This is a genomic window from Vibrio cyclitrophicus (genome assembly GCF_024347435.1).
Lineage (GTDB): Bacteria > Pseudomonadota > Gammaproteobacteria > Enterobacterales > Vibrionaceae > Vibrio > Vibrio cyclitrophicus.
Genome location: NZ_AP025481.1, coordinates 453658 through 478101, shown reverse-complemented (window position 1 = coordinate 478101; position 24444 = coordinate 453658). Strand labels below are relative to the sequence as shown.

The following is a 24444-nucleotide window of genomic DNA, read 5'->3' as shown; positions in this document are numbered from 1 at the left end:
GGTTGCGGTTGAGTCTGGCAACCATCTGGTTAATTAATAAACTGTTAATATTCAGGTAATTAATTGCTAAAATAAGTCGTACATTTTGTATCTAGAGTGAACCCGTTCGCTTGTATCAATAAAACACTTCAATTCAAAAGAGTTTTGACCTGCAAATAGCCTTAGTTCACAGTCCGATTATTCAGGTTGAGACGCCGATGCATAAACAACGAATTCAACCAACATTTCTTCTCTTGCTAACCCTGCTACGACAACCGCAGCACGGTTTGGATAAGGTGCATTGAAGTATTCTCCGTATACGCTATTTACCGTTTTTAGATATTCACGGTCTGTCACGTAAATCAGAACTTGCAGCACTGAATCCATAGATTCGCCTGCACACTCCAACGTATGAACAAGGTTGTTAAAAGTCTGACGCGTTTGCGCTTCGATACCGCCGTCTACTACTGCGCCAGTTTCATCAATTGGAATCTGCGCTGTGTATAGAGTGCCGTTATTAACGATTGCCCACTCTAGTGGTGCTTTTGAAGCGAAAAGCTCGGTTTTTACTGGGTGTTTTTTAGTTTGTGCGTTCACGATTCCATCCAACTTTGTAACAACTATGTTTCAAGATGGTTAAATACTGCACCTTGACGACTGATAAATCTAACGGTAAATTTTGTGCATTTGATAAATAAAATCTATCACCTTGCGAAAAGTAAGGTATAGCAAGGGCTAGAGAAGGATCAGTGCCATGAGTATTAAGCTACAACAGTTAAAACATTTTGTTTTAGTGGTCGAAGAAGGCGGATTTCGAGCGGCATCTCACCGAGCAAATCGCTCGCAAGCGGCACTTTCTACATCGATAAAAGAGCTAGAAAAAATACTCGGTCAGCCACTGTTTGAAACAGGCAACAAATCAACCCTGACACCTTTCGGCGAAATATGCCTGCCAAAAATCATTCAATTCCTTAATGTTTACAAAGCATTAGACAACGACTTACGCGCAGCCGCGGCAGGACAACAAGGAAGAGTTAGAATAGCAAGCGTGCCATCAGTAGCGGCGAAATTAATACCTAGCGTTTTAGGGGCCTTTTGTGAGCAGTACCCTAATGTAGAAGTCAGCTTGATTGATGATAATGCGGCAGGTGTGGAAGCGAGATTATTGTCTGGAGAAGTGGACGTTGCCTTAGGAAATAGCTCCCATTTAGAAGAAGAGAGCATCGATTTCACGCCTTTACTTTCCGATCCTATCGGTGTGGTGTGCCTCAAAGACAACCCTATTGCCTCTCAACAGGAAGGAATCGAATGGCAAACGTTGTTAAAACAGCCCTTCATTCGTAACGGAACTTGTACCCTGCTCGACCCAACACCTGCGCGAATGCTCAGCGAACAAGCCCTGTATTCAGTAGAGAACATCACTTCCCTGTTTTCGGTGTTAGAGCTCGGAATAGGCGTGACCACGCTGCCTAGACTGGCTTTCCCGACCAATGAAACCCGCTTGGTGTGGATTCCATTGATTGACCCGCCTTTACAGCGTCAAATCGGTATTTTCAGATTGTCTGATCGTACGATCTCGCCACAAGCGCAAGCTTTTCATGACTTATGTATTCAATATCTAAGTTATGAGGCCTAATAGAGGGACATGATTGAATTTGTTTGCTTAAAAATCGGTTGATAGAGCAACACATCAAGAAATTCCAGTTCGAATCTCCAGACTTTTGACCTTTCTATCTTGAGCTTAGTGCCCTAACCTTCAGATTTTTGCCCTATCTTCAGCTCCTTACATCCATGTGAGGAGCTGAATTTCTTCCATAATATTCATCTTAAACGCCGATTTATCCGTTTCGAATAGTTTGAAAGACGTTAAGAATGAAGTCGTGACAAACTATTTTGAAAAATAACCACTTCTAGATAGAGAACGCCGTATAGATAAATCACTCAATGCACGAAGGCTTTCATCGCTGACTAAAACTGGCTTTATCCACTTGTAAAATGGCACTCAATAATCAACTCATAAATGACGCTAAGTGTTTGAATAATAATAATTGATAAGCTCGTAATCGGCCAAAATAACTCTCTAAATTCTACTAAAATCCCCCTCTTACCATTGAAAATAAAGCATCTGAAATTTTCATGAATATACTAATAGAACTATTACTTTCATAAATGAAAAATACATCTTTCAAAAATGGAATTATTGATGTCGATATTTGTCGTTTTGATCACATAATTTTAGGCGTAATTTATATTTTGTCGAAACGATAGCGAATTAGTTTATATCCGTTTAATTTCTTCAAGCGATATAAAACCAGAAAGGGTTTTTCTTTAAAGCAAGTCAAGTGTTATCAACAACTGAAATGTCGTAACAAGTTAAATTTAAACTGTGTTTTATATTTACTTACACTGTTTAACATAAGGTTTTATTATGAGGCTTAATGGGATAAGTAGCGACATCCTTGTTGCCGCTAAAAGAGTTGTTCTCTGCCAAATAGTATTAGCCATCGGTGTGGTTTTATATGAAGTGTTTTTTGGTAATAAAGTAGATATGGAATCATCAGCTTTAGGGATCGTCATCGCGATGCTACCCCCGCTGTTTGGATTTATATATGCAAGCCTAAAGGTGCGTAAGAACCCTAATTATAGTTTACGTGACTTAATGCAAATGAGTCGTGTCGTAAAAATAACCTATACGTTTTTAATGTTTATCTTGGCGTTCCAATTCTTCAAATTGGATAACCCAGTAATATTATATGCGTACATTTTAACTATGGTTGGATATTTCTTAACACCATTTATTACCGCCTCTAATAGATCGGAGTACGTGTAGTATGGATCAAGTCACTACCGCTCATGAGTATATAGAGCATCACTTAACCTTCTTAACTACAGGGGATGGTTTCTGGGCATTCAACATTGACTCAATGTTGGTATCTTGGATCACAGGTTTACTGTTTATAGGCGCGTTTAGATATGTCGTCACGCGAGGCACTAGCGGTGTACCTGGTCGTTTTCAATGTTTTATCGAGTTTATCTTTGATTTTGTTAACAATCTCGTCAAAGAAATTTTTCAAGCGGAGGATAAATTAATAGGGCCACTGGCATTAACCACGTTTGTTTGGGTGTTGTTAATGAATGCAGTCGACCTTTTACCTATAGATTTAATACCAGGGTTAACTCGTGTAATGGGTTTAGAACACTTTAGAGATCTACCGACAGCGGATGTAAATATCCCAATGTCGATGGCACTCGGTGTGTTTATTCTACTGTTAACTTATACGTTTAAAAATAAAGGTTTGAAAGGCTTTATCAAAGAGCTCACTACTCAGCCATTTGATAACCCTCTTTTATATCCTGTTAACTTAGTTCTTGAATTAATAACATTAATTTCAAAGCCAATATCACTAGGCTTACGATTATTCGGAAACATGTATGCAGGCGAGATGATATTCATCCTTATTGCAGGGCAAGATTACGAAGCCCCTTGTACTGCAAGGACTTGCGAAAGGTAGCTATTGCTACGGTTTGCTTTTTTCTGCTTTCTTTTGATCCCTGCTTTGAAGCTGGTTTCTTCCGTCAGCAGATTTAAAGCTATATGTCTTATAACTGCTAAATTCTCACCAGCTTGCTCTCGACGAATCCGACATTCATCTTCTTTAAAACCTACGTCTAATCGCCAGTGCATCTGATGGTGAGTAGACCGCAGGAACTACCCCTGCAGCCTCTCGCAAAACGGTACGTGAACCTCTCAGTTCATACCGCTTCCATTAGGCAAACGATCCTCTCATTCCATGCCTCCAATGGGCAAACAACCACGGATTCTGCTTAGCTATCCTTTCCAAGAACAGCGTTGCTCGAGTCTTATGGCGACGAAGATTTTTGTATTTGCGTCTCGCCCACCTAATCAGAGCTTTGTTGATGTGTCTAAACACTGGGTATAGCGACGACCGATAGTACTTACCATAGTACCCAATCCAGCCATTTATCATTGGATTTAACCAACCTGATATCTGTGCGATGTTGAGATCTGTTCGGCTTCGTACCTTCAGCGTTTTAATTCTCCGCCTCATCGCTTTCAAAGCAACCTTACTCACCGCTGGCGTGAAGCTTACAAACATACTGTTTCGCTTGGTGTTCTTCACTAATCGACGCCTGAATGTATATCCAAGAAAGTCGAAGCTTGTGTGTTCATGGTTGCCTTTTCGGCTTCCGTCCTTGCAGTAAACTATTTTGGTCTTTTCTGGATGCAACTCTAGACCACACTCAGCAAAGCGCTCTCTCAGTACCTCTAGCATGTGTTCGGCTTCTTCTTTGCTTTTGCAATGAACCAGCCCATCATCCGCATATCGACACCAAGGTATACCGCGGTAATGCTTGTGTAACCATTTATCGAAGACATAATGTAAAAAGAGATTGGCGAGAACAGGACTGATTACCCCTCCTTGAGGTGTTCCCATATCCCTTGCTTTCAACTCTCCATCTGGCATTTTCATCGGTGCTGTTAACCAACGTTTGATATATAACCTTACCCACTTTTCTGTGCAGTGTTTATCGACTGCTTTCATCAGTAGGTCGTGCGGTATTTTATCAAACAATGCCCTAATATCGAACTCAAGGCACCAGTCATAGTCCCAACACCGTCTTCGAGTTACACCTATAGCATCTAGAGCCGATTTCTTTGGTCTGTATCCATACGAATCTGGCAAGAAGTGCGGTTCTACTTGGGGTTCAAACGTCAGTTTGACCACCATCTGTGCGATGCGGTCACTGACGGTTGGTATACCAAGTATCCTCTCGCCTCCGGCTTTCTTTGGAATGGCTACAGCCAGTACTGGCGGAGGGAAGTAGGTTCCCGATGCCAATCGGTTCCAAATTTTATAGAGATTTCCTTTTAAGTTCCTGTCAAAGTCGGCCAGTGTTTCATTATCAACCCCTGCCGCGCCTGCATTTGCTTTCACCAACTTGTATGCGTTGACTACTTGCCATTTTGAAATGTTGAATTGTTTTGTCTTAACCTCTGCCTCCTCCTGACGCATTGTCAGTTGGGCAGAACTTAACGACGACCTAACGCTACCCCTTCGCTCCACAACCATTACAGCTGTTTCCTCACTACTACAGATAGCTCCGTCCCAGTGCTGTGCATCGGTACTCTAATACTCGCCAATTCAGTGGCTTGTATGTCTTCCTTAAGCATCACAACGACTGGTTCCCGCAGTTCCCAGAAAGAGCCTGATATAGATTCACGCCCACTATACGCCGGACACCGTCTATGCAGCATTCGGAGTTTACTCATAGACTTATCCCAAGAGATAGAAACGCCCTTGGTTTTGATGTCAGTCTCTGGATTACGACGCGTCCACATGGGTTCGGGTTAACTCGTCTCTCTATATCGTACCTGCCGAACTTTCGTTCGCACTTTGACTCCAACGCTCATGACCATAGCTCTTAACTACAGCCACTTGGAGTGGTTTGAAGCCAGCTTCCGACAGCAGACTTCGGTGGGCCTACCACCATCTCTTCCTGAGCTTATGCCTTAAGTCATAGCATCTCCTTATGCTGCTAACTTCAGTGCCTGCGGCACACTTTCAATGCTCCAATGTGCTCGCGTGCTCTCGAGTAAAGCTTTAGCTGTCAGTTTTGCTGAGCTTATGTAGTGCTTGATTTGCATTGTTTCTGCTGGCTTATCACCTTCTTGACGAATTGAAACGACCATACCAATGGTGGAGAGTCCCGCCCAATCAAGCGCTATATCGCCTAAGAAATCTGTATTGTGAACAACCATACTCAAACGCGTTTCTGTACGACCATGTCCTTTCTCTTGAGTGACGTATTTATCACCTTCAAAACTATTAAGCATACTAGAATTAAAGACTTGGCTAATCGCTTGCTCCAATCGTTTTTGATTACCTTTTACCGCTAAGAGGTAATCTGCATCTTGGCCGACTATCTTTTCAGCTATATCCTTCTGGCATCCCATAGCATCAATCGTCACTAAGCAACCTCGTAAGGAAAGCATTTCAAGCAGTTCGGGGATCGCTTTGATTTCATTGCTTTTGTCTGCTGTTTTAACCTGCCCTAACACAACTTGATTTGCAGCACTAAACGCACTAACCATATGGATTGCACCACAACGCTTGTCTTTGTTGTATGTGCCTCTGAGAGTTTTGCCGTCGATAGCAATCACTTCACCCTCAGTCACCTCATGACAGTCTTTCATCCACGCAGTAAAACATCGTTGCAGTTGCTTGGCGGAAATAAGATTGATAACTCGGGCAATGGTATCGTGTACTGGTATGCCTTGTTTGAAATCACCATACTGTCTAAGCCATTCCAAGTTATCTTCACCAAAATCTTCAATATCCTCCCAACCTTCAGCACCAGCAATCACTGCTGCAATTGTTAAGAAGATAATGTCGGTTAGCGTGTGCTCTATTTTCCAAGCTTGGCGAGGGTCTCGAATAACTGAAATATGGTCCAAAAGGCTTAATCCGTTCATTAGGCTAAATATCTGCTGTTAAAAAACAGTATATGATCACACCTAAATCTGATCATCAAATCGATCTTGGATGTATTGAGATTATTGTGACTTCAGTATCTAATTAGTGAAAATATGACTACTAGTCATCCCTTATTCCATAAGGGTTTTTCATGATCTTGCCCTGATCCTTATTGCATTAATGCCATGGTGGATGCAATGGGCATTGAGTGTTCCATGGGCGTTATTCCACATATTAATCGTATTCTTACAAGCATTTATATTTATGGTACTGACCGTTGTTTATTTAGCAATGGCAACAGAAGAACACCATTAATTAATAACTAAAAAATTAACTAACACATTATTTATCGGAGATACAAATGGATATCGTAAGCGCAGTTTTATATGTAGCAGGTGCATTACTGATCGGTTTAGGTGCAGCGGGTGCGGCATCTGGTATTGGTAACTTAGCAGGTAAATACCTTGAAGGTGTTGCTCGTCAACCGGATCTTACTCCAATGCTTCGTACTCAATTCTTCATCATGATGGGCCTTGTGGATGCTGTACCGATGATCGGTGTTGGTATCGGTCTATACATCATCTTTGCCGTGGCTTAATTAAATAGCTTTGAAAAGATCGATTTGTAAATAATCAAGATTTAGCGAGGAAGGTATGAACTTAAATGCCAGCATGTTTGGACAAGCAATATCATTCGTGATTTTTGTTTGGCTGTGCATGAAATATGTATGGCCCCCTCTCACCGCGATGTTAGACGAGCGCCAAAAAGAGATCGCTGATGGTTTACGCCACTCAGAGAATGCTGCGAAAGAGCTAGAACTAGCGAAATCGAATGGCGCACAACTCGTCGAAGATGCAAAAAGAAACGTGACTGAACTGATTGAACAAGGCAAAAAACGCCGTAACGAAATCATCAGCTTAGCTCACGAAGAAGCCGAGCAAGAAAAGGCACGCATCTTAGAACAAGGTAGAGCTGAGCTAGAAGGCGAACGTCAAAAGTTACGCCGTGAACTTCAGGCGGATATGGCAGATGCTGTTATTCAAAGTGCACAGAAATTGATTAGCAAGAACCTAGATTCTGAAACGAACCGAGCGTTAGTTGATCAAATGATAAGCGAACTCTAAACGGAGGCAATATGTCAGATTACACCAATATTGCTCATCCCTACGCTAAAGCATCGTTCGACTTTGCTTTAGGTGAAAACAAGTTACAAGAGTGGCACTCAATGCTGTCCATTCTTGTGACGGTAGCGGAAGAAGAAACGATCGCTAAGCAGATTTCATCAGCAGAAGGTGTTCACACACAGCAATCTGAAGAACTGGTCAATCTCATCATTCACGTATGCCAAGGACTCGTTGATGACCACGTCATTAATCTCATTAAAGTCTTGGCTGAGAATGGCCGTCTTGCAGTGATCAGAGACTTGTTTAACTTGTTCAGCGACCTAAAGGACGAACATGAACGTGTAATCCCTGTCACTGTCACCAGTTCAGAATTGCTTACACAAGATCAAGTGACATCACTCACAGCTGCACTTGAGAAGAAATTAGAGCGTCAGGTTGAAATGGAACAGGTTATTGATGACTCGCTGGTTGGCGGGATCGTAATCAAGGCGGGTGAAACCGTCATCGATGGTTCTTTGAACACATCAATTAACCGATTAGCTCATCAACTTCACGCGAGATAGGTAACAATTATGCAATTAAATTCAAATGAAATCAGCGACCTGATTAAAGATCGCATCTCGAAATTTAATGTGAGCACCGAAGCTCGCAACGAAGGCACTATCGTCTCGGTTCGTGACGGCATCATTACCATTAACGGCCTTGCGGATGTCATGCAGGGTGAGATGATCGAGCTTCCTGGTGGCAAATACGCTCTTGCTCTTAACCTTGACACGCACTCAGTCGGTGCTGTGGTTATGGGTCCCTACACTGACCTATCTGAAGGTATGAAAGTGAAAGGGACAGGTCGTATCTTGGAAGTACCCGTAGGTAATGGGCTTCTTGGCCGTGTAGTGAACACACTCGGTGAGCCAATCGATGGCAAAGGCCCAGTGAGTTGTGACCGACTCGACCCTGTAGAAGTAATTGCGCCCGGCGTAATCGAGCGTAAGTCCGTCGATCAGCCAATTCAAACCGGTTATAAAGCCGTTGATACCATGGTGCCTATCGGTCGTGGTCAACGTGAACTGATCATCGGTGACCGTCAGACGGGTAAAACAGCGTTAGCTATCGATGCGATCATCAATCAGAAAGATTCTGGCATCAAATGTGTGTATGTGGCTATTGGCCAGAAAGCATCCACTATCGCAAACGTTGTTCGTAAACTCGAAGACCACGATGCGCTTAAAAACACCATCGTTGTTGTAGCATCAGCATCAGAATCAGCCGCGCTTCAATACCTAGCACCTTATGCGGGTTGTACCATGGGCGAATACTTCCGTGACCGCGGTGAAGATGCACTGATCATCTATGATGACCTATCAAAACAAGCCGTCGCTTACCGTCAAATCTCATTGCTACTTAAACGCCCACCGGGTCGTGAAGCCTTCCCTGGCGATGTATTCTACCTCCACTCACGCCTACTAGAACGCGCAGCAAGAGTGAATGCAGAGTATGTAGAGAAGTTCACAAATGGTGAAGTGAAAGGCAAAACAGGTTCATTAACCGCGCTTCCTATCATTGAAACTCAAGCGGGTGACGTATCTGCATTTGTACCAACCAACGTAATCTCAATCACCGACGGTCAGGTTTTCCTACAAACCCAACTATTCAACTCAGGTCTACGTCCTGCTGTTGACCCAGGTATCTCGGTATCTCGTGTGGGTGGTGCAGCACAGTGCAAGATCATCAAGAAACTGTCTGGTGGTATTCGTACATCGTTAGCTCAATACCGTGAGTTAGCCGCATTTGCTCAGTTCTCTTCTGACCTAGACGACATGACGCGCAAGCAACTTGATCATGGTGAGCGTGTAACCGAACTGATGAAGCAAAAACAATACTCTCCAATGTCTGTCGCTGAGCAAGCAACGGTTATCTACGCTGCAGAAAAAGGCTATTTGGCTGACGTAGAGTTGCACAAAGTTGCGCGTTTTGAAGAAGAGTTAATTGCTTACGCAAAAGGTCAAAACCCAGAGTTGTTCGACACCATCAACGCCAACGGTGACTACAACGACGAGATCGACAGTGCACTTGCAAAACTTCTCGGTGACTTTGTAGCGTTGAAAGCTTGGTAAACGCTCCGGTTTGTTGGCTGGAAATCAAAACAAATTAGGAGCAGATAATGGCAAATACTAAAGAAATTCGCACCAAGATAGGCAGTGTTAGTAACACTCAGAAAATCACCAGTGCAATGGAGATGGTTGCGGCAAGTAAGATGCGTAAAGTTCAAGACAATATGACGCTAACACGTCCATATGCCGAGAACATGCGCAAAGTTATCTCTCATGTCGCATCAGGGTCGCTGGAATACCAGCACCCCTATCTTCAACAGCGTGAACCAAAACGTGTTGCTTACATCATTATTTCGTCCGATCGGGGCTTATGTGGTGGCTTGAACTCGAACTTGTTCAAGAAAGTGCTAGAAGAAATGGAGCAGTGGCGTACCAAAGGTGTTGAGGTAGAGACCACCTTAATTGGTTCAAAAGCTATCTCATTTTTCCAACGCAGCGGCAATGTTATCGCGCAAACGTCAGGTCTTGGTGACGCACCTAAATTAGAAGACATCTTAGGTACGGTTAACGCGATGCTAGGGCATTACGACGACGAAAAAATCGACAGTTTGTATCTCGTTTATAACCAGTTCATCAACACCATGGTTCAAGAGCCAACGACTTTGCAGTTGCTACCCCACCCCTCAGATTCTGAGGCCGATGGCGGTACGAAAAAAAACGCGTCGTTGGGACTATATCTATGAGCAAGCACCAAGAGACATCCTCTCTGAGCTGTTACATCGATACATTGAATCACAAGTTTATCAAGGCATCGTAGAGAGCATTGCCTGTGAACAAGCAGCCCGAATGGTAGCCATGAAAGCGGCGACCGATAACGCAGGCCAACTCATCGATGATTTGCAGTTGGTTTACAACAAAGCGCGACAGGCTGCCATTACCCAAGAACTGAGTGAAATAGTCTCAGGTGCTCAAGCTGTCTAAAGGCAGGAAAAGCGGGTCAGAATAGAATTTGAGGATTTAGAGATGAGTGTTGGAAAAATAGTTAAAGTTATCGGCGCGGTGGTAGACGTCGAGTTCAGCGGCGGCAACAGCCCACGCGTTTATGATGCATTGAAAGTGACGAGCGAAGAAGCAAGCTCGCTCGTATTAGAAGTTCAACAACAGCTGGGTGGCAGTATCGTTCGTTGTATTGCAATGGGTACGTCAGATGGCTTGCGCCGCGGCCTCACTGTTGAAAACACAGGCTCTCCGATCACGGTTCCTGTGGGCGAAGAAACCTTAGGCCGTATCATGAACGTGCTTGGTCAGCCTATTGATGAATGTGGTGAAATCGGCCAGAAAGAAAGCTACGAAATTCACCGTGAAGCGCCCTCTTATGAAGAGCAAGCTAACAGCACTGAGCTTCTAGAAACAGGCGTTAAGGTTATCGACCTTATTTGTCCGTTCGCGAAGGGCGGTAAAATTGGTCTGTTCGGTGGCGCTGGCGTAGGTAAAACCGTCAACATGATGGAGCTTATCAACAACATCGCTAAAGCCCACTCAGGTCTCTCTGTATTTACCGGTGTTGGTGAACGTACTCGTGAAGGTAATGACTTCTACTACGAGATGAAAGAAGCTGGCGTACTAGACAAAGTTGCCATGGTTTACGGCCAGATGAACGAGCCACCGGGAAACCGTCTACGTGTTGCACTGACAGGCCTGACTATGGCTGAGCGCTTCCGTGATGAAGGTCGTGACGTGCTCTTGTTCATTGATAACATCTACCGTTACACGCTTGCGGGCACAGAAGTATCAGCACTGCTAGGTCGTATGCCATCAGCAGTAGGTTACCAACCAACGCTGGCTGAAGAGATGGGTGTGCTTCAAGAACGTATCACATCAACCAGACAAGGTTCGATCACGTCTATTCAAGCGGTATACGTACCTGCGGATGACTTGACTGACCCATCGCCAGCAACAACCTTTGCTCACTTGGATGCGACCGTTGTACTGTCTCGTAACATCGCTGCATTGGGTCTATACCCTGCGATTGACCCGTTGGATTCGACCTCTCGTCAACTGGATCCTCTCGTGGTTGGTCAAGAACACTACGACATTGCACAAACGGTTCAAACCACGCTGCAACGTTATAAAGAGCTTAAAGACATCATCGCGATTCTTGGTATGGATGAACTTTCAACGGAAGATAAGCAGATCGTATCTCGCGCTCGTAAGATTGAACGTTTCTTAACTCAGCCTTACCACGTAGCAGAAGTATTTACTGGTCAGAAAGGTGTATTTGTACCGCTAAGTGAAACACTGAGAGGCTTTAAAGGCCTGCTAGGCGGCGAATACGACGATATTCCAGAACAAGCATTCTTGTACTGTGGTTCTATCGACGAAGTGCTTAACAAAGCAAAATCACTCTAAAAAGGTAGGTGCATCATGGCTATTGGAGTTACAGGCAATACATTTCAACTTAATATCGTAAGTGCGGAAGGTACACTGTTTTCAGGGCCGGCACATGCCCTAGCTATTTCTGGAGCAGACGGTGAACTGGGGATTCGCCCAGGCCACTCCCCTCTTCTGAGTAAGATAAAACCGGGCGTGTCTGTGTTCGTTACCGACCTTAAAGCCGAGGAGCAAGTACTGTACATCTCTGGTGGTATGGTCGAAGTGCAACCAGATGTGGTAACCGTGTTAGCCGATACGGCCTTGCATGGTAAAGACATTGACCGTGCTCGCGCGGAAGAAGCGAAATACGCAGCCCTAGAGAACATCAACAAAGGCAATGTCGACATCAACTTTGCACAAGCTCAACTGGAGCTGGCGAAAGCTGTCGCTCAGCTTCGTGCATCAGAATTGACATCTTCTCGCACTCGTCACTGAGAAGAAGCGTTATTTGCCGTTAGCTGTGCTAGCAAACAAATACAAAAAAGGCTCACTGAATAGTGAGCCTTTTACTATCTGCTTAACGCAAAACCGAAGTTTAACGTTGCTCGAATTTCAAAAGAATAGTTTTAGATCTGTAGTTTAGAGCTATAGTTTAGAAGAATTCAATCGAGTTACGGCCGCTTTTGTCGTCACGTTGTGGCTTAGGCGTATCCGCTTTCTTTTTCGCTTTGTTATCTTTCTTCTTTTCTTTTTTCTCTTTCTTAGGTTCTGCCTTTGCACTTAGCATTTCAGACATGCTTTTCTTAGACTCTTTCTTTTTTGAGTCTTTGCTTGGCTGATCTTTTTTAGCCTGAGATTTTTTAGACTGACCTTTCTTCGCCTTGCTGTCTTTTTTAGGCGCATCTTTCTTTTTCGGCTTGTCTGATTCTTCCTGTACTGGCTGGTCACACACCACTACATAGTATTCTTGATTGAATTCAAAGAAATCGCCATCGTACATTTTGCGGCGTTTTCGAGTTTCAAGCTCACCATTTACTGCTACGTAGCCTTCAGATATGATGTGTTTAGCTTCACCGCCACCACTCACTAGGTTAGCTATTTTAAACACTTTGTAGAGCTCGATTGGCTGTGATGAAACATCGATACCAATTGCTTCAATTTCAATCTCTTCGCCTTCTTCGCCCAGCTCTTGGCCTTCGTAGACAGCGTCTTCGTAATGTTCTTGGTCCATGGTGACCTCTACCTAAATATGTACTTCTGAAATATTGGGCGCAGTGTAATCGTAAAACAACAAAATGACCATGTTGAATTCATCCAGCGCCCATTTGTTCTCGTTACGCACCGACTTGGCTACAAACCACCCACATTGGAGAGGCTGACAAGCTGCTTGGTATATTCATGTTGCGGATTACCAAACAAAGTCTCAGTGTCACCCTTCTCAATCACCTCGCCAGCTTTCATTACAATGGTGTAATGACACAAGGATTTCACGACATTCAAATCATGACTGATAAACAAATAGGTCAGACCGTACTTTTCTTGAAGTGACTTGAGTAGATCTAACACTTGCGCTTGTACCGTTCTGTCTAATGACGATGTTGGTTCATCTAGCAAGATAAACTCTGGCTTAAGGATCAGAGCTCGTGCAATGGCGATACGTTGCCTCTGCCCGCCAGAAAACTCATTCGGGTAACGGTGGCGAGTTTCTGGGTCTAAGTCGACCTCTTTCATTACGTCACAGATACGTTGGTCGAGTTCAGTGTCATCCAGTTGTTGATGAACCAATAGACCTTCACCAATCACTTGCGCAACCGACATTCTAGGATTCAATGCAGAAAACGGATCTTGAAAGACGACTTGCATACGACTTCGAAACGGTAGCATCTGCTGGCGGTTTAAGCCTTGAATTTGTTCGTCAGCGTAGGTAATCGAGCCTTCACTTTCAACCAATTTGAGGATCGCCATACCGGTTGTTGATTTGCCAGAGCCACTCTCTCCTACTAGGCCTATTGAGTGCCCCTTTTTCAAGGTGAATTCCATGTCGGTGACAGCTTTAACATGTGAAATCGTACGCTTGAATAAACCGCCCGTAATCGGGAACCAAACACGAAGTTGATTAACATCGAGCAGAGGTTCACTTTCCGGAGAAACTGGAACGGGCAAGCCTTTCGGATCAGAGTTAATAAGCTTTTGGGTGTAAGGATGAGCTGGCGCATTAAACAGAGTATGACAGTCGTTGCTTTCGACTAAGCGACCATCTTTCATTACCGCGACTCTGTCGGCAATTTGACGAACAATACTTAAGTCATGAGTGATAAAAAGCATCGCCATACCAAGCTCTTGTTGCAGGTCTTTTAGAAGGTCTAGAATTTGCGCTTGCACCGACACATCTAATGCCGTTGTTGGCTCATCAGCGATAAGCAACTCTGGTTCATTAATCAGCGCCATCGCAATCATCACACGCTGACGTTCGCCACCAGATAACTCATGTGGGTACGCTGAAATTTTTTGCTCGGGGTAACGAATACCCACCTTTGAAAGCCACTCTATAGCCAAGGCTTGCGCTTTGTTAGTTCGCATTCCTCGGTGAATAGAGAGAGTTTCAACCAGCTGTTTACCGACTCTATGAAGCGGATTAAGCGAAACCATAGGTTCTTGAAAGATCATACCAATGCGGCCACCACGAATCCCGCGCAATTGTCTTTCAGAACAACTCAGAATATCGGTGCCAGAGAAATTGATCTTACCGTTTAAGTAGTGCGATGAGCCTTTAGGTAACAGTTTTAAAATCGAGTTGGCTGTAACAGATTTACCTGAACCACTCTCGCCCACCAGCGCGAGTGTCTCACCTTTGTATATTTCTAAAGAGACATCTTGTGTCACTTGTTCTATCGAGTTTTTTCGCCCGAAACCTACAGACAGTTTATCTATGGTCAGAACTGGAGATGCATTAGCAGCCTCCATTGTTGACCCTGAAGTAGGAACTGTATTTGAAGTCATAACTTATCCTTACTTCTGTTGATGTGGATCGAAGGCATCACGTACTGCTTCACCAACGAAGACAAGTAATGTAAGCATCAAAGAAAGTACGACAAAGGCAGAAATGCCAAGCCAAGGCGCTTGTAAGTTAGCTTTACCTTGCGCTAACAACTCACCCAACGAAGGCGAGCCCGCAGGCAAACCAAAACCCAAGAAATCTAATGAGGTTAACGTGGTAACCGAACCTGAAAGAATGAACGGCATCATAGTTAACGAAGCCACCATTGCGTTGGGCAACATATGACGAAGCATAATACGTTTATCATCAACGCCCATGGCTTGCGCAGCACGCACATAATCAAAGTTTCGACAGCGTAAAAACTCGGCTCGAACAATCCCAACCAAACTCATCCAACTGAAGAGCACCATAATACCCAACAGCCACCAGAAATTAGGCTCGATAAAGCTAGAAAGGATAATCAGTAAGAACAGAGTCGGCATACCAGACCAGACTTCAATAAAACGCTGCCCGAACAAGTCGACCCAACCACCGTAGTAACCTTGCGTCGCACCGACGACTACGCCGACCACGCTCGATACAATCGTCAGAATAAAACCAAACAGAACAGAGATACGGAACCCATAAATAATACGAGCTAATACATCCCGCCCTTTATCATCGGTTCCTAACCAGTTCACCGAATCAGGTTCCGATGGCACCGCACCTGAAATGTCGAAGTTTATCGTGTCGTAACTAAACGGAATAATTGGCCACACGATGTATCCATTGTCTTCAATGAGTTCGATAACATATGGGTCTTTATAATCGGCTTCCGTTTCGAATTCACCACCAAATTCAGTCTCAGAATATTCATTGATAACGGGTACAAACCACTGATTATCATAAGAAACCAAAAGTGGTTTATCGTTGGCAATGATCTCTGCGAACAGGCTCAATCCAAACAAAATGGTAAATATCCAAAGGGAGATAAAACCACGCTTGTTTGCTTTAAAACGTAACCAACGAGCTTCAGCTAAAGGGTTGTTAAACATTTATTATCAATACCTTGTTATTCATTCGCCATTAACGCGCTTCAAAATCAATTCGAGGATCAACCCAGGTATAAGTCAGGTCGGAGATAATGCTCAGTACCAAGCCAAGCAAGGTCATGATATAGAGAGAACTGAACACCACCGGGTAATCTCGCTGAATGGTCGATTCAAAGCCAAGCAGGCCAATACCTTCGAGTGAAAACATCACTTCAATCAACATAGAACCCGTGAAGAAAATACTAATAAATGCACTAGGGAAACCCGCAATAATAATCAACATAGCGTTACGGAAAACGTGCTTGTAGAGAATACTGCTCTCGTCCAAACCTTTTGCTCGCGCCGTCACCACATATTGCTTGTTGATTTCATCAAGGAAGGAGTTTTTGGTCAGCATACTGAGTGTCGCGAAACCGCCGATGACCATAGCGAAAATAGGCAAAGCCAAATGCCAGAAGTAATCGCCAATTTGTTGATACCAATTCAGTTGGTCGAAGTTACTCGACACTAACCCTCGCAATGGGAACCAACTGAAGTAGTTACCACTGGCGAACAAAATAATCAGAATGATCGCAAATAGGAAGCCCGGAACCGCGTAGCCGACAATCACCACCGCACTCGACCAAATATCAAAGCGAGATCCGTGATGTATCGCCTTCATGATGCCTAAAGGTATCGAAATCACATAAATGATTAAGGTACTCCACAACCCTAAAGAAATGGAGACTGGCAGCCGATCGATGATGAGATCAATGACGTTACCGCCCTTAAACAAGCTTTCACCAAAGTTAAAGGTCGCGTAGTCTTTCAACATATCGAAGTAGCGAACGTGAATTGGCTTATCAAAACCAAACTGCTTTTTGATCTCTTCAACCACTTCAGGATCAAGCCCGCGAGAGCCTTTATAACCACTGGCAGATGCTTGGTCACTTTCGCTTAAATCAACTTCTTGCCCACCGCCAGAAAAGCGTTCCATGATTCCGGAGTTATGCCCTTCTAATTGTGCAACGGCTTGCTCTACGGGACCACCAGGCGCGATCTGAATAATGAAAAAGTTGATGGTGATGATCGCCCACAGCGTGGGGATCACCAATAATAAGCGTCGAAATATATACGCGGCCATTAACTAACTCCTAGCGACGTTTTTCAGGAAGCAAAGCCGCCTTCTCTTCTGAAATCCACCATGTATCGATACCTAAATCGTATTTAGGCAATACATCTGGACGCTCAAACTTGTCCCACATTGCTACGCGGTACTCACCAACGTGCCATTGCGGGATATTGTAGAAATTCCACTGCAATACACGGTCAAGTGAACGACCTAGCGTAAGAAGCTTTTCAGGATGTTGTTGGTTACGCGCAATTTCTTCTGTTAACGCGTCAACCACCGGATCCATTACACCAGCAGTATTGTAAGTAGAATCAATGTAGTTAGAGTTCCAAACAATCATTAAGTTCGGGCTAGGATAAGGGTTTGCAGAAAATGACGACGAAACCATGTCGAAGTCACGATCACGCAAGCGTTTGATGTACTGAGTAGTATCAATAGTACGGATCTTCATCTCAATACCCATACGCTTAAGGTTCTTTTGAACCGGCGTTGCGATACGTTCCGTAGTTGGACTGTAAATCAACAACTCAAATGACATCGGCTTGCCGGTCTTTTCGTTGGTCATTACTTTGTCTTTCAGTACCCAACCTGCTTCTTTCAAAAGTTTGAAAGCAGTACGCATTTGGCTACGAATACGGCCGCTACCATCGGTGACTGGCGGTTGGAATTCTTCTGTGAACACTCTCGCTGGAATTTGGTCTTTATATTGAGACAACAACTCGACTTCAGCTTCGCTTGGTAAACCTTTCGCTTCATAATCTGTATTCTGGAAGTAACTACGAGTACGTTTGTACTGGCCATAAAACATGTTCTTGTTCATCCACTCAAAGTCCATCGCGTACGTTAATGCTTCACGAACTTTAGGGTCAGAAAACACAGGAGACTGAATATTGAAGACAAAACCTTGAGTCGTTTCAGGCTTCTCGTGGTTAATCTCTTCTTTAATGATATAGCCTTTATCGAAGTTTGAGCCCGTGTAAGAGTTGGCCCAGAACTTAGCTGAATTTTCGGTTCGAAGATCGAACTCCCCTGCTTTGAAAGCTTCCAGCATTACGGTGTCATCACGGTAGTAATCGTATTGCACTTGCTTGAAATTATTGCGACCCACGTTAACTGGCAGATCTGCAGCCCAGTAATTTTCATCTAGGCCGTAGGTAACACTTTGACCCGATTTATAGCTGATGATTTTGTATGGACCACTGCCGACTGGCGGCTCACTCAGCGGCTCAGACAACTTTCTGTCTTTCCAAAAATGTTGGGGTAATACGCGAGTGCTTTGTGCAAAGCTAAACAGCTTCTCACGATTTGGCTTGCTCATCTCAATACGAACAACCAAATCAGAGACTGCCGTTACTGATTCGATCTCTTTGTAATACACGCGATATTGAGGCACGCCCTCTTTTGAAAACTTATCAAAAGTGAATGCAACATCGTGCGCGGTGATAGGCTCGCCATCTTGGAATTTAGCATTTGGGTTGATATCGATTTCCATCCAAGTGAAATCACTGGCGTAGCGAACTTTTGAAGCAATTAACGGATAATACGCATCAATCTCGTCACTCGGAGAAAACATCAATGTATCGTAAATTTCCCCTGTGTAACTCGCAGCAACGCCGCGGGAACCGAATCGATTGAAGCTATCGTAAGTACCTATGCTGCCATAGGTCACTTTACCCTGCTTTGGCGCATCAGGATTAACGTAATCGAAATGAGTAAAATCGGTAGGATATTTTGCTTCACCAAAACCAACCAGTTGCGTGGTTTCAATAACGGTGATGTCGGGAGTTGAATCGGTATCAGAAGCGAAAGTGATAGAGGGTTGTAAAGCAATAAGCGGCAGCATGACTGCACATTTGGCTAAGTTAAACCTGAAAAACTGAGTGCGCTGCGAGGCTTTGTGTCGAAAAACTGTTCCCATTTGACTCTCCCTTCAAATGTCATGAATTCTATATTCACATTGATTAATCGGCTTTAATGTAGGCCGTTAAAACAAGTATAGGTTCAAATCTAACATCATGTAATAACTAATAAAACCATCAGCACTCTATCTCTTACCGTTTATTTACAAATTACTCGGTTCACGCGGAGCTAGTGGGTGCACGGTCTAAGAAAAGAACGCTATAATTTGTCTACCTGTTACGGCATAAAGTTCCATTGTTATAGGACATTCAATTGAACAAACCATACCTACAGATGATACGTAGCCCACGAATTGTCCAACAATCAGTGCGTTAGTGGAGTATCATTATTACCTGGTCTAAATGGGATGACACTTTGAACAAACCAAACCAAATAACATTCGCAACGTTCAATCTTTTGAACTACATCGAACCACCGAATGCTTACTATGATTTTGAGAACATTTACAGCTTCGAGGAATGGAAGAAGAAGCAACACTGGATGGCTCAAGCGATTAAATCATTAGATTGTGATGTGATTGGCTTCCAAGAAATATTTAGCCCGCAGTCTTTAGAGCAGTTAATGAATGAACTTGGTTATCCTTACTTTGCTGTGGTCGATAGCGCGCATGTTGAAGATGATTACCTGTATACCTCGCCTGTCGTGGGTATCGCCTCTCGCTACCCGATTGAAAAAGTGCAGCCGGTTAAACCCGATTTAGAGTTGCTTTCAGCCTTCAATCTTAGTGACAGTTTTTCATTTAACCGAACGCCAGTACACGCCACAATTACCTTACCCCATTTGGGCTCAACCGACTGTTATGTGGTGCACTTTAAATCTCAGCGACCAACCGAGCCCAAAAGTCACATTCTAGATAATGCTGATAGATCTAAAGTCTCTCAAATTTCAGACAACCAAAAGCCCAAAAGCGACACGTTAGTTAAGCTTCATCAAGAACAACTCGGATCTTGGTTATCGAGCGTTCAGCGTGGTTTAGAAGCTCAGATGCTTCATCAATACATTACCAATCAGCGCTACCAAACCGATCAACCCGTTGTGTTGATGGGTGATTTTAATAAGCCTTTGTTTAATGATGAGTTTAAAGGGCTGTTGAGTTACTCAATCAACCGAGATGAAAACAGCAAGCATTGGCTGTCCCATTTTCGATTAAAAGACAGTTGGGATCTTTACCATCAACTGCATGAAGAAGACTTGCTTGAACTGCGTAAACCAACCCATTACTACGGCGCCTCTGGGTCTGTACTGGACTATATTTTAATGTCGAATGAGTTCGATTGTCAGAACTCTTCAAGTTTAATGGAGATCTCTAGCTACACAGTGTTAGACCATCACCTGATTAACCCAAGCTTCGAGCATGACCAATTCAGTACGGACCATGCCATCGTTGCTGTAACCGCTCATATCCGTGAAGCTTAACTGTCCGATTAAGATTTGCTTTAAAATTAAGATTTGCTTTAAAACAGACGTCTCACCCGCTCTCGCCATAACAATGCAATCAGTTAGAACAAAATAAGCTGATGAATAATAGGTAAATAAAAAAACGACCAACTGACAAACCTATCCTCTCATTCCTATTCAAACCATCCGGCTTTTATACTTTTATCGCACGGGCTTACGAAGGCTTACTTTCAAGAGTCGAGTTATTTTGCATAATCTGTTCGCTCTAGTTGGCACCCCATTACCTCCCAAATGAAGAATGAGACAGATAGAAACGCAATGAATAATGAAATCTACCTTGGTGATCTAACTCTGGATACGGAAACTCGAAATATCACGAACAAACAAGGAAACAAAATCCATTTACGTCCGCACCTATTTGCAGTGCTTTGTCTGTTGCTAGAAAACCCCGGTCAACCGGTCCCTAGAAAAGATATTGTAAGCGTATGCTGGGACAACCAACCTATGCCTACACAAGCACTAACCAATGTAGTCTATTACCTAAGAAATGTCTTTATCCGCTTGAGAGTTTCTAACATCAAAATTGTTACTATCCCTCGATATGGCTATACGCTGTTCATCATACCCAATACTGATGAGCGTGATCGCTTAGCTTCAGAAAAACACCCGAAAGCCTCAACACAACAACTTAGCTCAGCACATTCAGGCGAGTAAACCTTCGCTCACCTTGTCTTAATTTTTTGTGCCGACGAAAGTGATTACGATCACCAAAAAACGCCCCATCGAAACGTTTCGATGATCATCATCACACTCTAAGAAAGCGATGGGTGCAAATGATAAATCAAACACTATTATCACTATCGAAACGTTTCGATGGCTTTTCTTGAGTTGTTCTCAACCCATTAAACGTTATTTTTCGATAGGTCGTGATATGAAAAAAAGTACTCTAATTAATTCTGAACTCTCTTACCTAGTGGCCACTCTTGGCCATACAGATGAAATCACGATTTGTGACGCGGGCTTACCGATTCCAGACCAGGTAACTCGCATTGATCTTGCTCTGACTCACGGTGTACCAAGCTTTCAACAAACGGTAAAAACCATGCTGGATGAATCTCAAATTGAAGGCGTTGTGATTGCAGAAGAATTTGCGAAAGTAAGCCCAGAGCATCACGCCGCACTGATTGATTTAATCAAGACAGAAGAAGCGCGTTGCGGCAAACCGCTTTCGATTACTTACATCCCTCATGAAGAATTTAAACAGCGAACACATGAAAGCCGCGCGGTTATCCGTACAGGAGAATGCACCCCATACGCAAATGTCATTTTCCAAGCTGGCGTAACGTTTTAGCTCAAGCAAAACGCAACGACAGTCCAGTGTCATCACTGAACAACAAAACAATACATATACAGAACAATCAAACACAACTGGCCCCGAGTAAAGGAACCGACATGACTCAAGCCATTTTAGAACTTAGCTCAATTGAGAAGGCCTTCCCTGGTGTGAAAGCACTGGATAAGGCAAGCCTCAACGTTTATCCAGGACGCGTCATGGCGTTAATGGGTGAAAACGGTGCAGGTAAATCAACGCTTATGAAAGTGCTTACGGGTATCTATCACTTGGACAGCGGAACTATCGCCTACCAAGGTAAGCCGGCGGCATTTAAAGGACCGCGTGATTCACAACAAGCCGGTATTAGTATCATTCACCAAGAGTTGAACCTAATACCAGAGCTTACCATCGCCGAGAACATCTTCTTAGGTCGTGAAATCACAGGGACTATGGGGCGCATCTTGTGGAACGAGATGTACCAAGAAGCCGACAAGCTACTTAAACGCCTTAACGTGAAACACAGCTCAAAAACACCTTTAGGCCAGTTGAGCCTTGGTGAGCAACAAATGGTAGAGATCGCAAAAGCCCTATCGTTTGAGTCTAAGGTCATCATCATGGATGAACCAACTGATGCATTAACCGATACCGAAACTGAGTCTCTGTTTAAGGTGATTAACGAACTTCGTGCTGAAGGCTGCGGCATTGTTTACATCTCTCACCGCTTGAAAGAGATCTTCGAAATTTGTGATGACATCACCGTACTTCGTGACGGTAAGTTCATTGGCCAATGTGAAGTAAAAGACACCGACGAAGATGGCCTGATCGAAATGATGGTGGGCCGTAAGTTGGACGAGCAATATCCACGTATAGGGCAGAGCCACGGTGAAACCTGCCTTGAAGTGATTGGCCTGACGGGTTCTGGTGTTCATGACGTGAGCTTTACTCTAAAGCGTGGCGAGATTTTGGGTGTGTCTGGCTTGATGGGTGCTGGTCGTACTGAACTGATGAAAGTGATTTACGGTGCCCTTCCGAGTGAGCGCGGTGTCATCAACCTAGAAAACAAAACCATTAACCCTGTAAGTCCGAAAGATGGCTTAGCAAATGGCATCGCTTACATCTCTGAAGACCGTAAAGGCGATGGCTTAGTTCTAGGGCTTTCTGTTAAAGAAAACATGTCTTTATGTTCATTGGATCAATTGACTAAAAGCGGTCAAATCCAACATAAAGATGAAGTGATGGCGGTTGATGACTTCATCAAACTATTCAACATCAAAACCCCGACTCGCGAACAAATTATTGGCAACCTTTCTGGTGGTAACCAACAGAAAGTAGCTATCGCGAAAGGCTTGATGACCAAACCAAAAGTACTGATTCTCGATGAGCCAACGCGTGGTGTCGATGTCGGTGCTAAAAAAGAAATTTACCAACTCATTAATAAATTCAAAGCTGACGGTATGAGCATTATTTTGGTCTCATCTGAAATGCCAGAAGTGTTAGGAATGAGTGACCGCATCATGGTGATGCATGAAGGCCGTGTAAGCGGTGAATTTGATGCTAAAGAAGCAAACCAAGAATTATTACTGGCGTGTGCGGTCGGTAAAAAGATCAACGAGGACGCAGCATGAGTACTAAAACCATGAGCAAAACAACTGAAACTGAAGCGCCAAAGAAAAAACCGTTAATCAGCAAAGAGTGGCTGATTGACCAAAAGTCATTGATTGCTTTGATCTTCCTGATTGTTGTCGTTTCTTTCTTAAACCCAAACTTTTTTACTGTCGACAACATCCTAAACATTCTGCGCCAAACCTCAGTTAACGCAATTATCGCTGTAGGCATGACGCTGGTTATCTTAACCGCAGGTATCGACTTGAGTGTCGGCTCTGTACTGGCACTTTGTGGTGCATTCGCAGCCAGCATGATTGGCATGGAAATCCCAGTGATGATCGCAGTGCCAACCGCTCTAGTAGCAGGTGCAGCATTAGGTGCTATCAGTGGTGTGATTATTGCCAAGGGTAAGGTTCAAGCCTTCATAGCAACTCTTGTGACTATGACACTACTTCGCGGCGTAACCATGGTTTACACCGACGGTCGTCCTATCTCTACTGGTTTCACTGACACAGCAGACGCCTTCGCTTGGTTCGGTACAGGCTACGCAATGGGCATCCCAGTTCCGGTATGGATCATGGTCGTAGTGTTCGCAGCGGTATGGTACCTACTTAACCACACACGCTTTGGTCGCTATGTTTACGCACTAGGTGGCAACGAATCAGCAACTCGCCTATCAGGCATCGACGTAGACAAAGTGAAAATCGGCGTTTACGCAATCTGTGGTCTGTTAGCAGCGGTAGCTGGCATCATCGTGGCATCTCGATTGTCATCAGCTCAACCAACAGCAGGTATGGGTTATGAATTAGACGCCATCGCAGCCGTAGTTCTTGGCGGCACAAGCTTAGCCGGCGGTCGTGGTCGTATCATGGGCACATTGATTGGTGCATTGATTATCGGCTTCCTAAACAACGCCTTAAATCTATTAGACGTATCTTCTTACTACCAGATGATTGCAAAAGCAGTGGTTATTCTTCTGGCGGTATTAGTCGACAACAAAAACAAGTAAAACTCTGTTTTATAT

The 24444-nt window shown here is 43.9% G+C and carries 21 protein-coding genes and 5 pseudogenes; 16 read left to right on the top strand and 10 right to left on the bottom strand.

The window, feature by feature from the left end:
- Positions 1–177: 177 nt before the first annotated feature.
- Positions 178–576, bottom strand: coding sequence for a RidA family protein (locus OCW38_RS17180; protein WP_010429168.1), 399 nt, complete (start codon positions 574–576; stop codon positions 178–180).
- Positions 577–733: 157 nt separating this feature from the next.
- Between OCW38_RS17180 and OCW38_RS17175 the strand changes: the two genes are divergently transcribed.
- From OCW38_RS17175 to atpB, 3 genes and pseudogenes are all read left to right on the top strand, one after another.
- On the top strand, positions 734–1615 hold the full coding sequence (locus tag OCW38_RS17175; RefSeq protein WP_016766776.1) for a LysR family transcriptional regulator: 882 nt from the start codon (positions 734–736) through the stop codon (positions 1613–1615).
- Between the two features lie 792 nt (positions 1616–2407).
- Positions 2408–2809, top strand: a complete 402-nt coding sequence (locus OCW38_RS17170; RefSeq protein WP_010429164.1) for a hypothetical protein — start codon at positions 2408–2410, stop codon at positions 2807–2809.
- A 1-nt stretch (position 2810) separates the two neighbouring features.
- Positions 2811–3443, top strand: a pseudogene (gene atpB, locus OCW38_RS17165) (F0F1 ATP synthase subunit A); the annotation flags it as partial.
- Positions 3444–3451: 8 nt separating this feature from the next.
- On the opposite strand, the pseudogene OCW38_RS17160 reads toward atpB, so the two are convergent.
- The 4 genes and pseudogenes from OCW38_RS17160 to OCW38_RS17145 form a co-directional block, all read right to left on the bottom strand.
- Positions 3452–3667: pseudogene (locus OCW38_RS17160) on the bottom strand (transposase); the annotation flags it as partial.
- Between the two features lie 79 nt (positions 3668–3746).
- The gene (gene ltrA, locus OCW38_RS17155; protein ID WP_261894552.1) at positions 3747–5015 is read right to left on the bottom strand and encodes a group II intron reverse transcriptase/maturase; all 1269 of its coding nucleotides are present in this window, start codon (positions 5013–5015) and stop codon (positions 3747–3749) included.
- A 56-nt stretch (positions 5016–5071) separates the two neighbouring features.
- Complete coding sequence (locus OCW38_RS17150) at positions 5072–5272, bottom strand: hypothetical protein (RefSeq protein ID WP_261894554.1); 201 nt, start codon at positions 5270–5272, stop codon at positions 5072–5074.
- A 291-nt stretch (positions 5273–5563) separates the two neighbouring features.
- Positions 5564–6475 (bottom strand): annotated as a pseudogene (locus OCW38_RS17145) (ISAs1 family transposase); the annotation flags it as partial.
- 154 nt (positions 6476–6629) lie between these two features.
- Here OCW38_RS17145 and OCW38_RS17140 point away from each other — a divergent pair.
- The 8 genes and pseudogenes from OCW38_RS17140 to OCW38_RS17105 form a co-directional block, all read left to right on the top strand.
- Positions 6630–6791 (top strand): annotated as a pseudogene (locus OCW38_RS17140) (F0F1 ATP synthase subunit A); the annotation flags it as partial.
- 46 nt (positions 6792–6837) lie between these two features.
- Positions 6838–7074 carry a F0F1 ATP synthase subunit C gene (gene atpE / locus OCW38_RS17135; RefSeq protein ID WP_004730405.1) on the top strand — a complete coding sequence of 79 codons (237 nt, stop codon included), beginning with the start codon at positions 6838–6840 and terminating at the stop codon, positions 7072–7074.
- A gap of 55 nt (positions 7075–7129) precedes the next feature.
- Complete coding sequence (locus OCW38_RS17130; protein WP_016766774.1) at positions 7130–7600, top strand: F0F1 ATP synthase subunit B; 471 nt, start codon at positions 7130–7132, stop codon at positions 7598–7600.
- An 11-nt stretch (positions 7601–7611) separates the two neighbouring features.
- Complete coding sequence (locus OCW38_RS17125; RefSeq protein ID WP_009844933.1) at positions 7612–8163, top strand: F0F1 ATP synthase subunit delta; 552 nt, start codon at positions 7612–7614, stop codon at positions 8161–8163.
- A 9-nt stretch (positions 8164–8172) separates the two neighbouring features.
- Positions 8173–9714 (top strand): F0F1 ATP synthase subunit alpha, encoded by a 1542-nt coding sequence (atpA, locus tag OCW38_RS17120; protein ID WP_016766773.1) that lies wholly within the window; start codon positions 8173–8175, stop codon positions 9712–9714.
- A 47-nt stretch (positions 9715–9761) separates the two neighbouring features.
- Positions 9762–10632, top strand: a pseudogene (gene atpG, locus OCW38_RS17115) (F0F1 ATP synthase subunit gamma).
- A gap of 42 nt (positions 10633–10674) precedes the next feature.
- On the top strand, positions 10675–12060 hold the full coding sequence (gene atpD, locus OCW38_RS17110) for a F0F1 ATP synthase subunit beta (protein WP_016766771.1): 1386 nt from the start codon (positions 10675–10677) through the stop codon (positions 12058–12060).
- Positions 12061–12075: 15 nt separating this feature from the next.
- On the top strand, positions 12076–12519 hold the full coding sequence (locus OCW38_RS17105) for a F0F1 ATP synthase subunit epsilon (RefSeq protein WP_010429133.1): 444 nt from the start codon (positions 12076–12078) through the stop codon (positions 12517–12519).
- A gap of 157 nt (positions 12520–12676) precedes the next feature.
- On the opposite strand, the gene OCW38_RS17100 is transcribed toward OCW38_RS17105, so the two are convergent.
- The 5 genes from OCW38_RS17100 to OCW38_RS17080 form a co-directional block, all read right to left on the bottom strand.
- On the bottom strand, positions 12677–13255 hold the full coding sequence (locus OCW38_RS17100) for an RNA-binding S4 domain-containing protein (protein WP_016766770.1): 579 nt from the start codon (positions 13253–13255) through the stop codon (positions 12677–12679).
- A gap of 119 nt (positions 13256–13374) precedes the next feature.
- A complete protein-coding gene (yejF, locus tag OCW38_RS17095; protein ID WP_016766769.1) occupies positions 13375–15024 on the bottom strand; it encodes a microcin C ABC transporter ATP-binding protein YejF in 1650 nt (549 codons plus the stop codon).
- Positions 15025–15033: 9 nt separating this feature from the next.
- Positions 15034–16056, bottom strand: a complete 1023-nt coding sequence (locus OCW38_RS17090) for an ABC transporter permease (protein ID WP_010429111.1) — start codon at positions 16054–16056, stop codon at positions 15034–15036.
- Positions 16057–16087: 31 nt separating this feature from the next.
- Positions 16088–17176, bottom strand: a complete 1089-nt coding sequence (locus OCW38_RS17085) for a microcin C ABC transporter permease YejB (protein ID WP_261896340.1) — start codon at positions 17174–17176, stop codon at positions 16088–16090.
- A gap of 10 nt (positions 17177–17186) precedes the next feature.
- Positions 17187–19082 (bottom strand): extracellular solute-binding protein, encoded by a 1896-nt coding sequence (locus tag OCW38_RS17080; RefSeq protein WP_016789879.1) that lies wholly within the window; start codon positions 19080–19082, stop codon positions 17187–17189.
- A gap of 356 nt (positions 19083–19438) precedes the next feature.
- Between OCW38_RS17080 and OCW38_RS17075 the strand changes: the two genes are divergently transcribed.
- The 5 genes from OCW38_RS17075 to rbsC all read left to right on the top strand — a co-directional run bounded on the left by OCW38_RS17075 (position 19439) and on the right by rbsC (position 24429).
- Positions 19439–20500: an endonuclease/exonuclease/phosphatase family protein gene (locus OCW38_RS17075; RefSeq protein WP_065612838.1), complete on the top strand. Its 1062-nt coding sequence runs from the start codon at positions 19439–19441 to the stop codon at positions 20498–20500.
- A 300-nt stretch (positions 20501–20800) separates the two neighbouring features.
- On the top strand, positions 20801–21196 hold the full coding sequence (locus OCW38_RS17070; protein WP_010429097.1) for a winged helix-turn-helix domain-containing protein: 396 nt from the start codon (positions 20801–20803) through the stop codon (positions 21194–21196).
- A 217-nt stretch (positions 21197–21413) separates the two neighbouring features.
- Positions 21414–21833: a D-ribose pyranase gene (gene rbsD / locus OCW38_RS17065; protein ID WP_010429095.1), complete on the top strand. Its 420-nt coding sequence runs from the start codon at positions 21414–21416 to the stop codon at positions 21831–21833.
- Between the two features lie 101 nt (positions 21834–21934).
- The gene (gene rbsA / locus OCW38_RS17060; RefSeq protein WP_016766766.1) at positions 21935–23440 is read left to right on the top strand and encodes a ribose ABC transporter ATP-binding protein RbsA; all 1506 of its coding nucleotides are present in this window, start codon (positions 21935–21937) and stop codon (positions 23438–23440) included.
- Positions 23437–24429 carry a ribose ABC transporter permease gene (gene rbsC, locus OCW38_RS17055; RefSeq protein WP_009844905.1) on the top strand — a complete coding sequence of 331 codons (993 nt, stop codon included), beginning with the start codon at positions 23437–23439 and terminating at the stop codon, positions 24427–24429. Before rbsA ends, rbsC begins: the two co-directional genes overlap by 4 nt.
- Positions 24430–24444 lie beyond the last annotated feature (15 nt).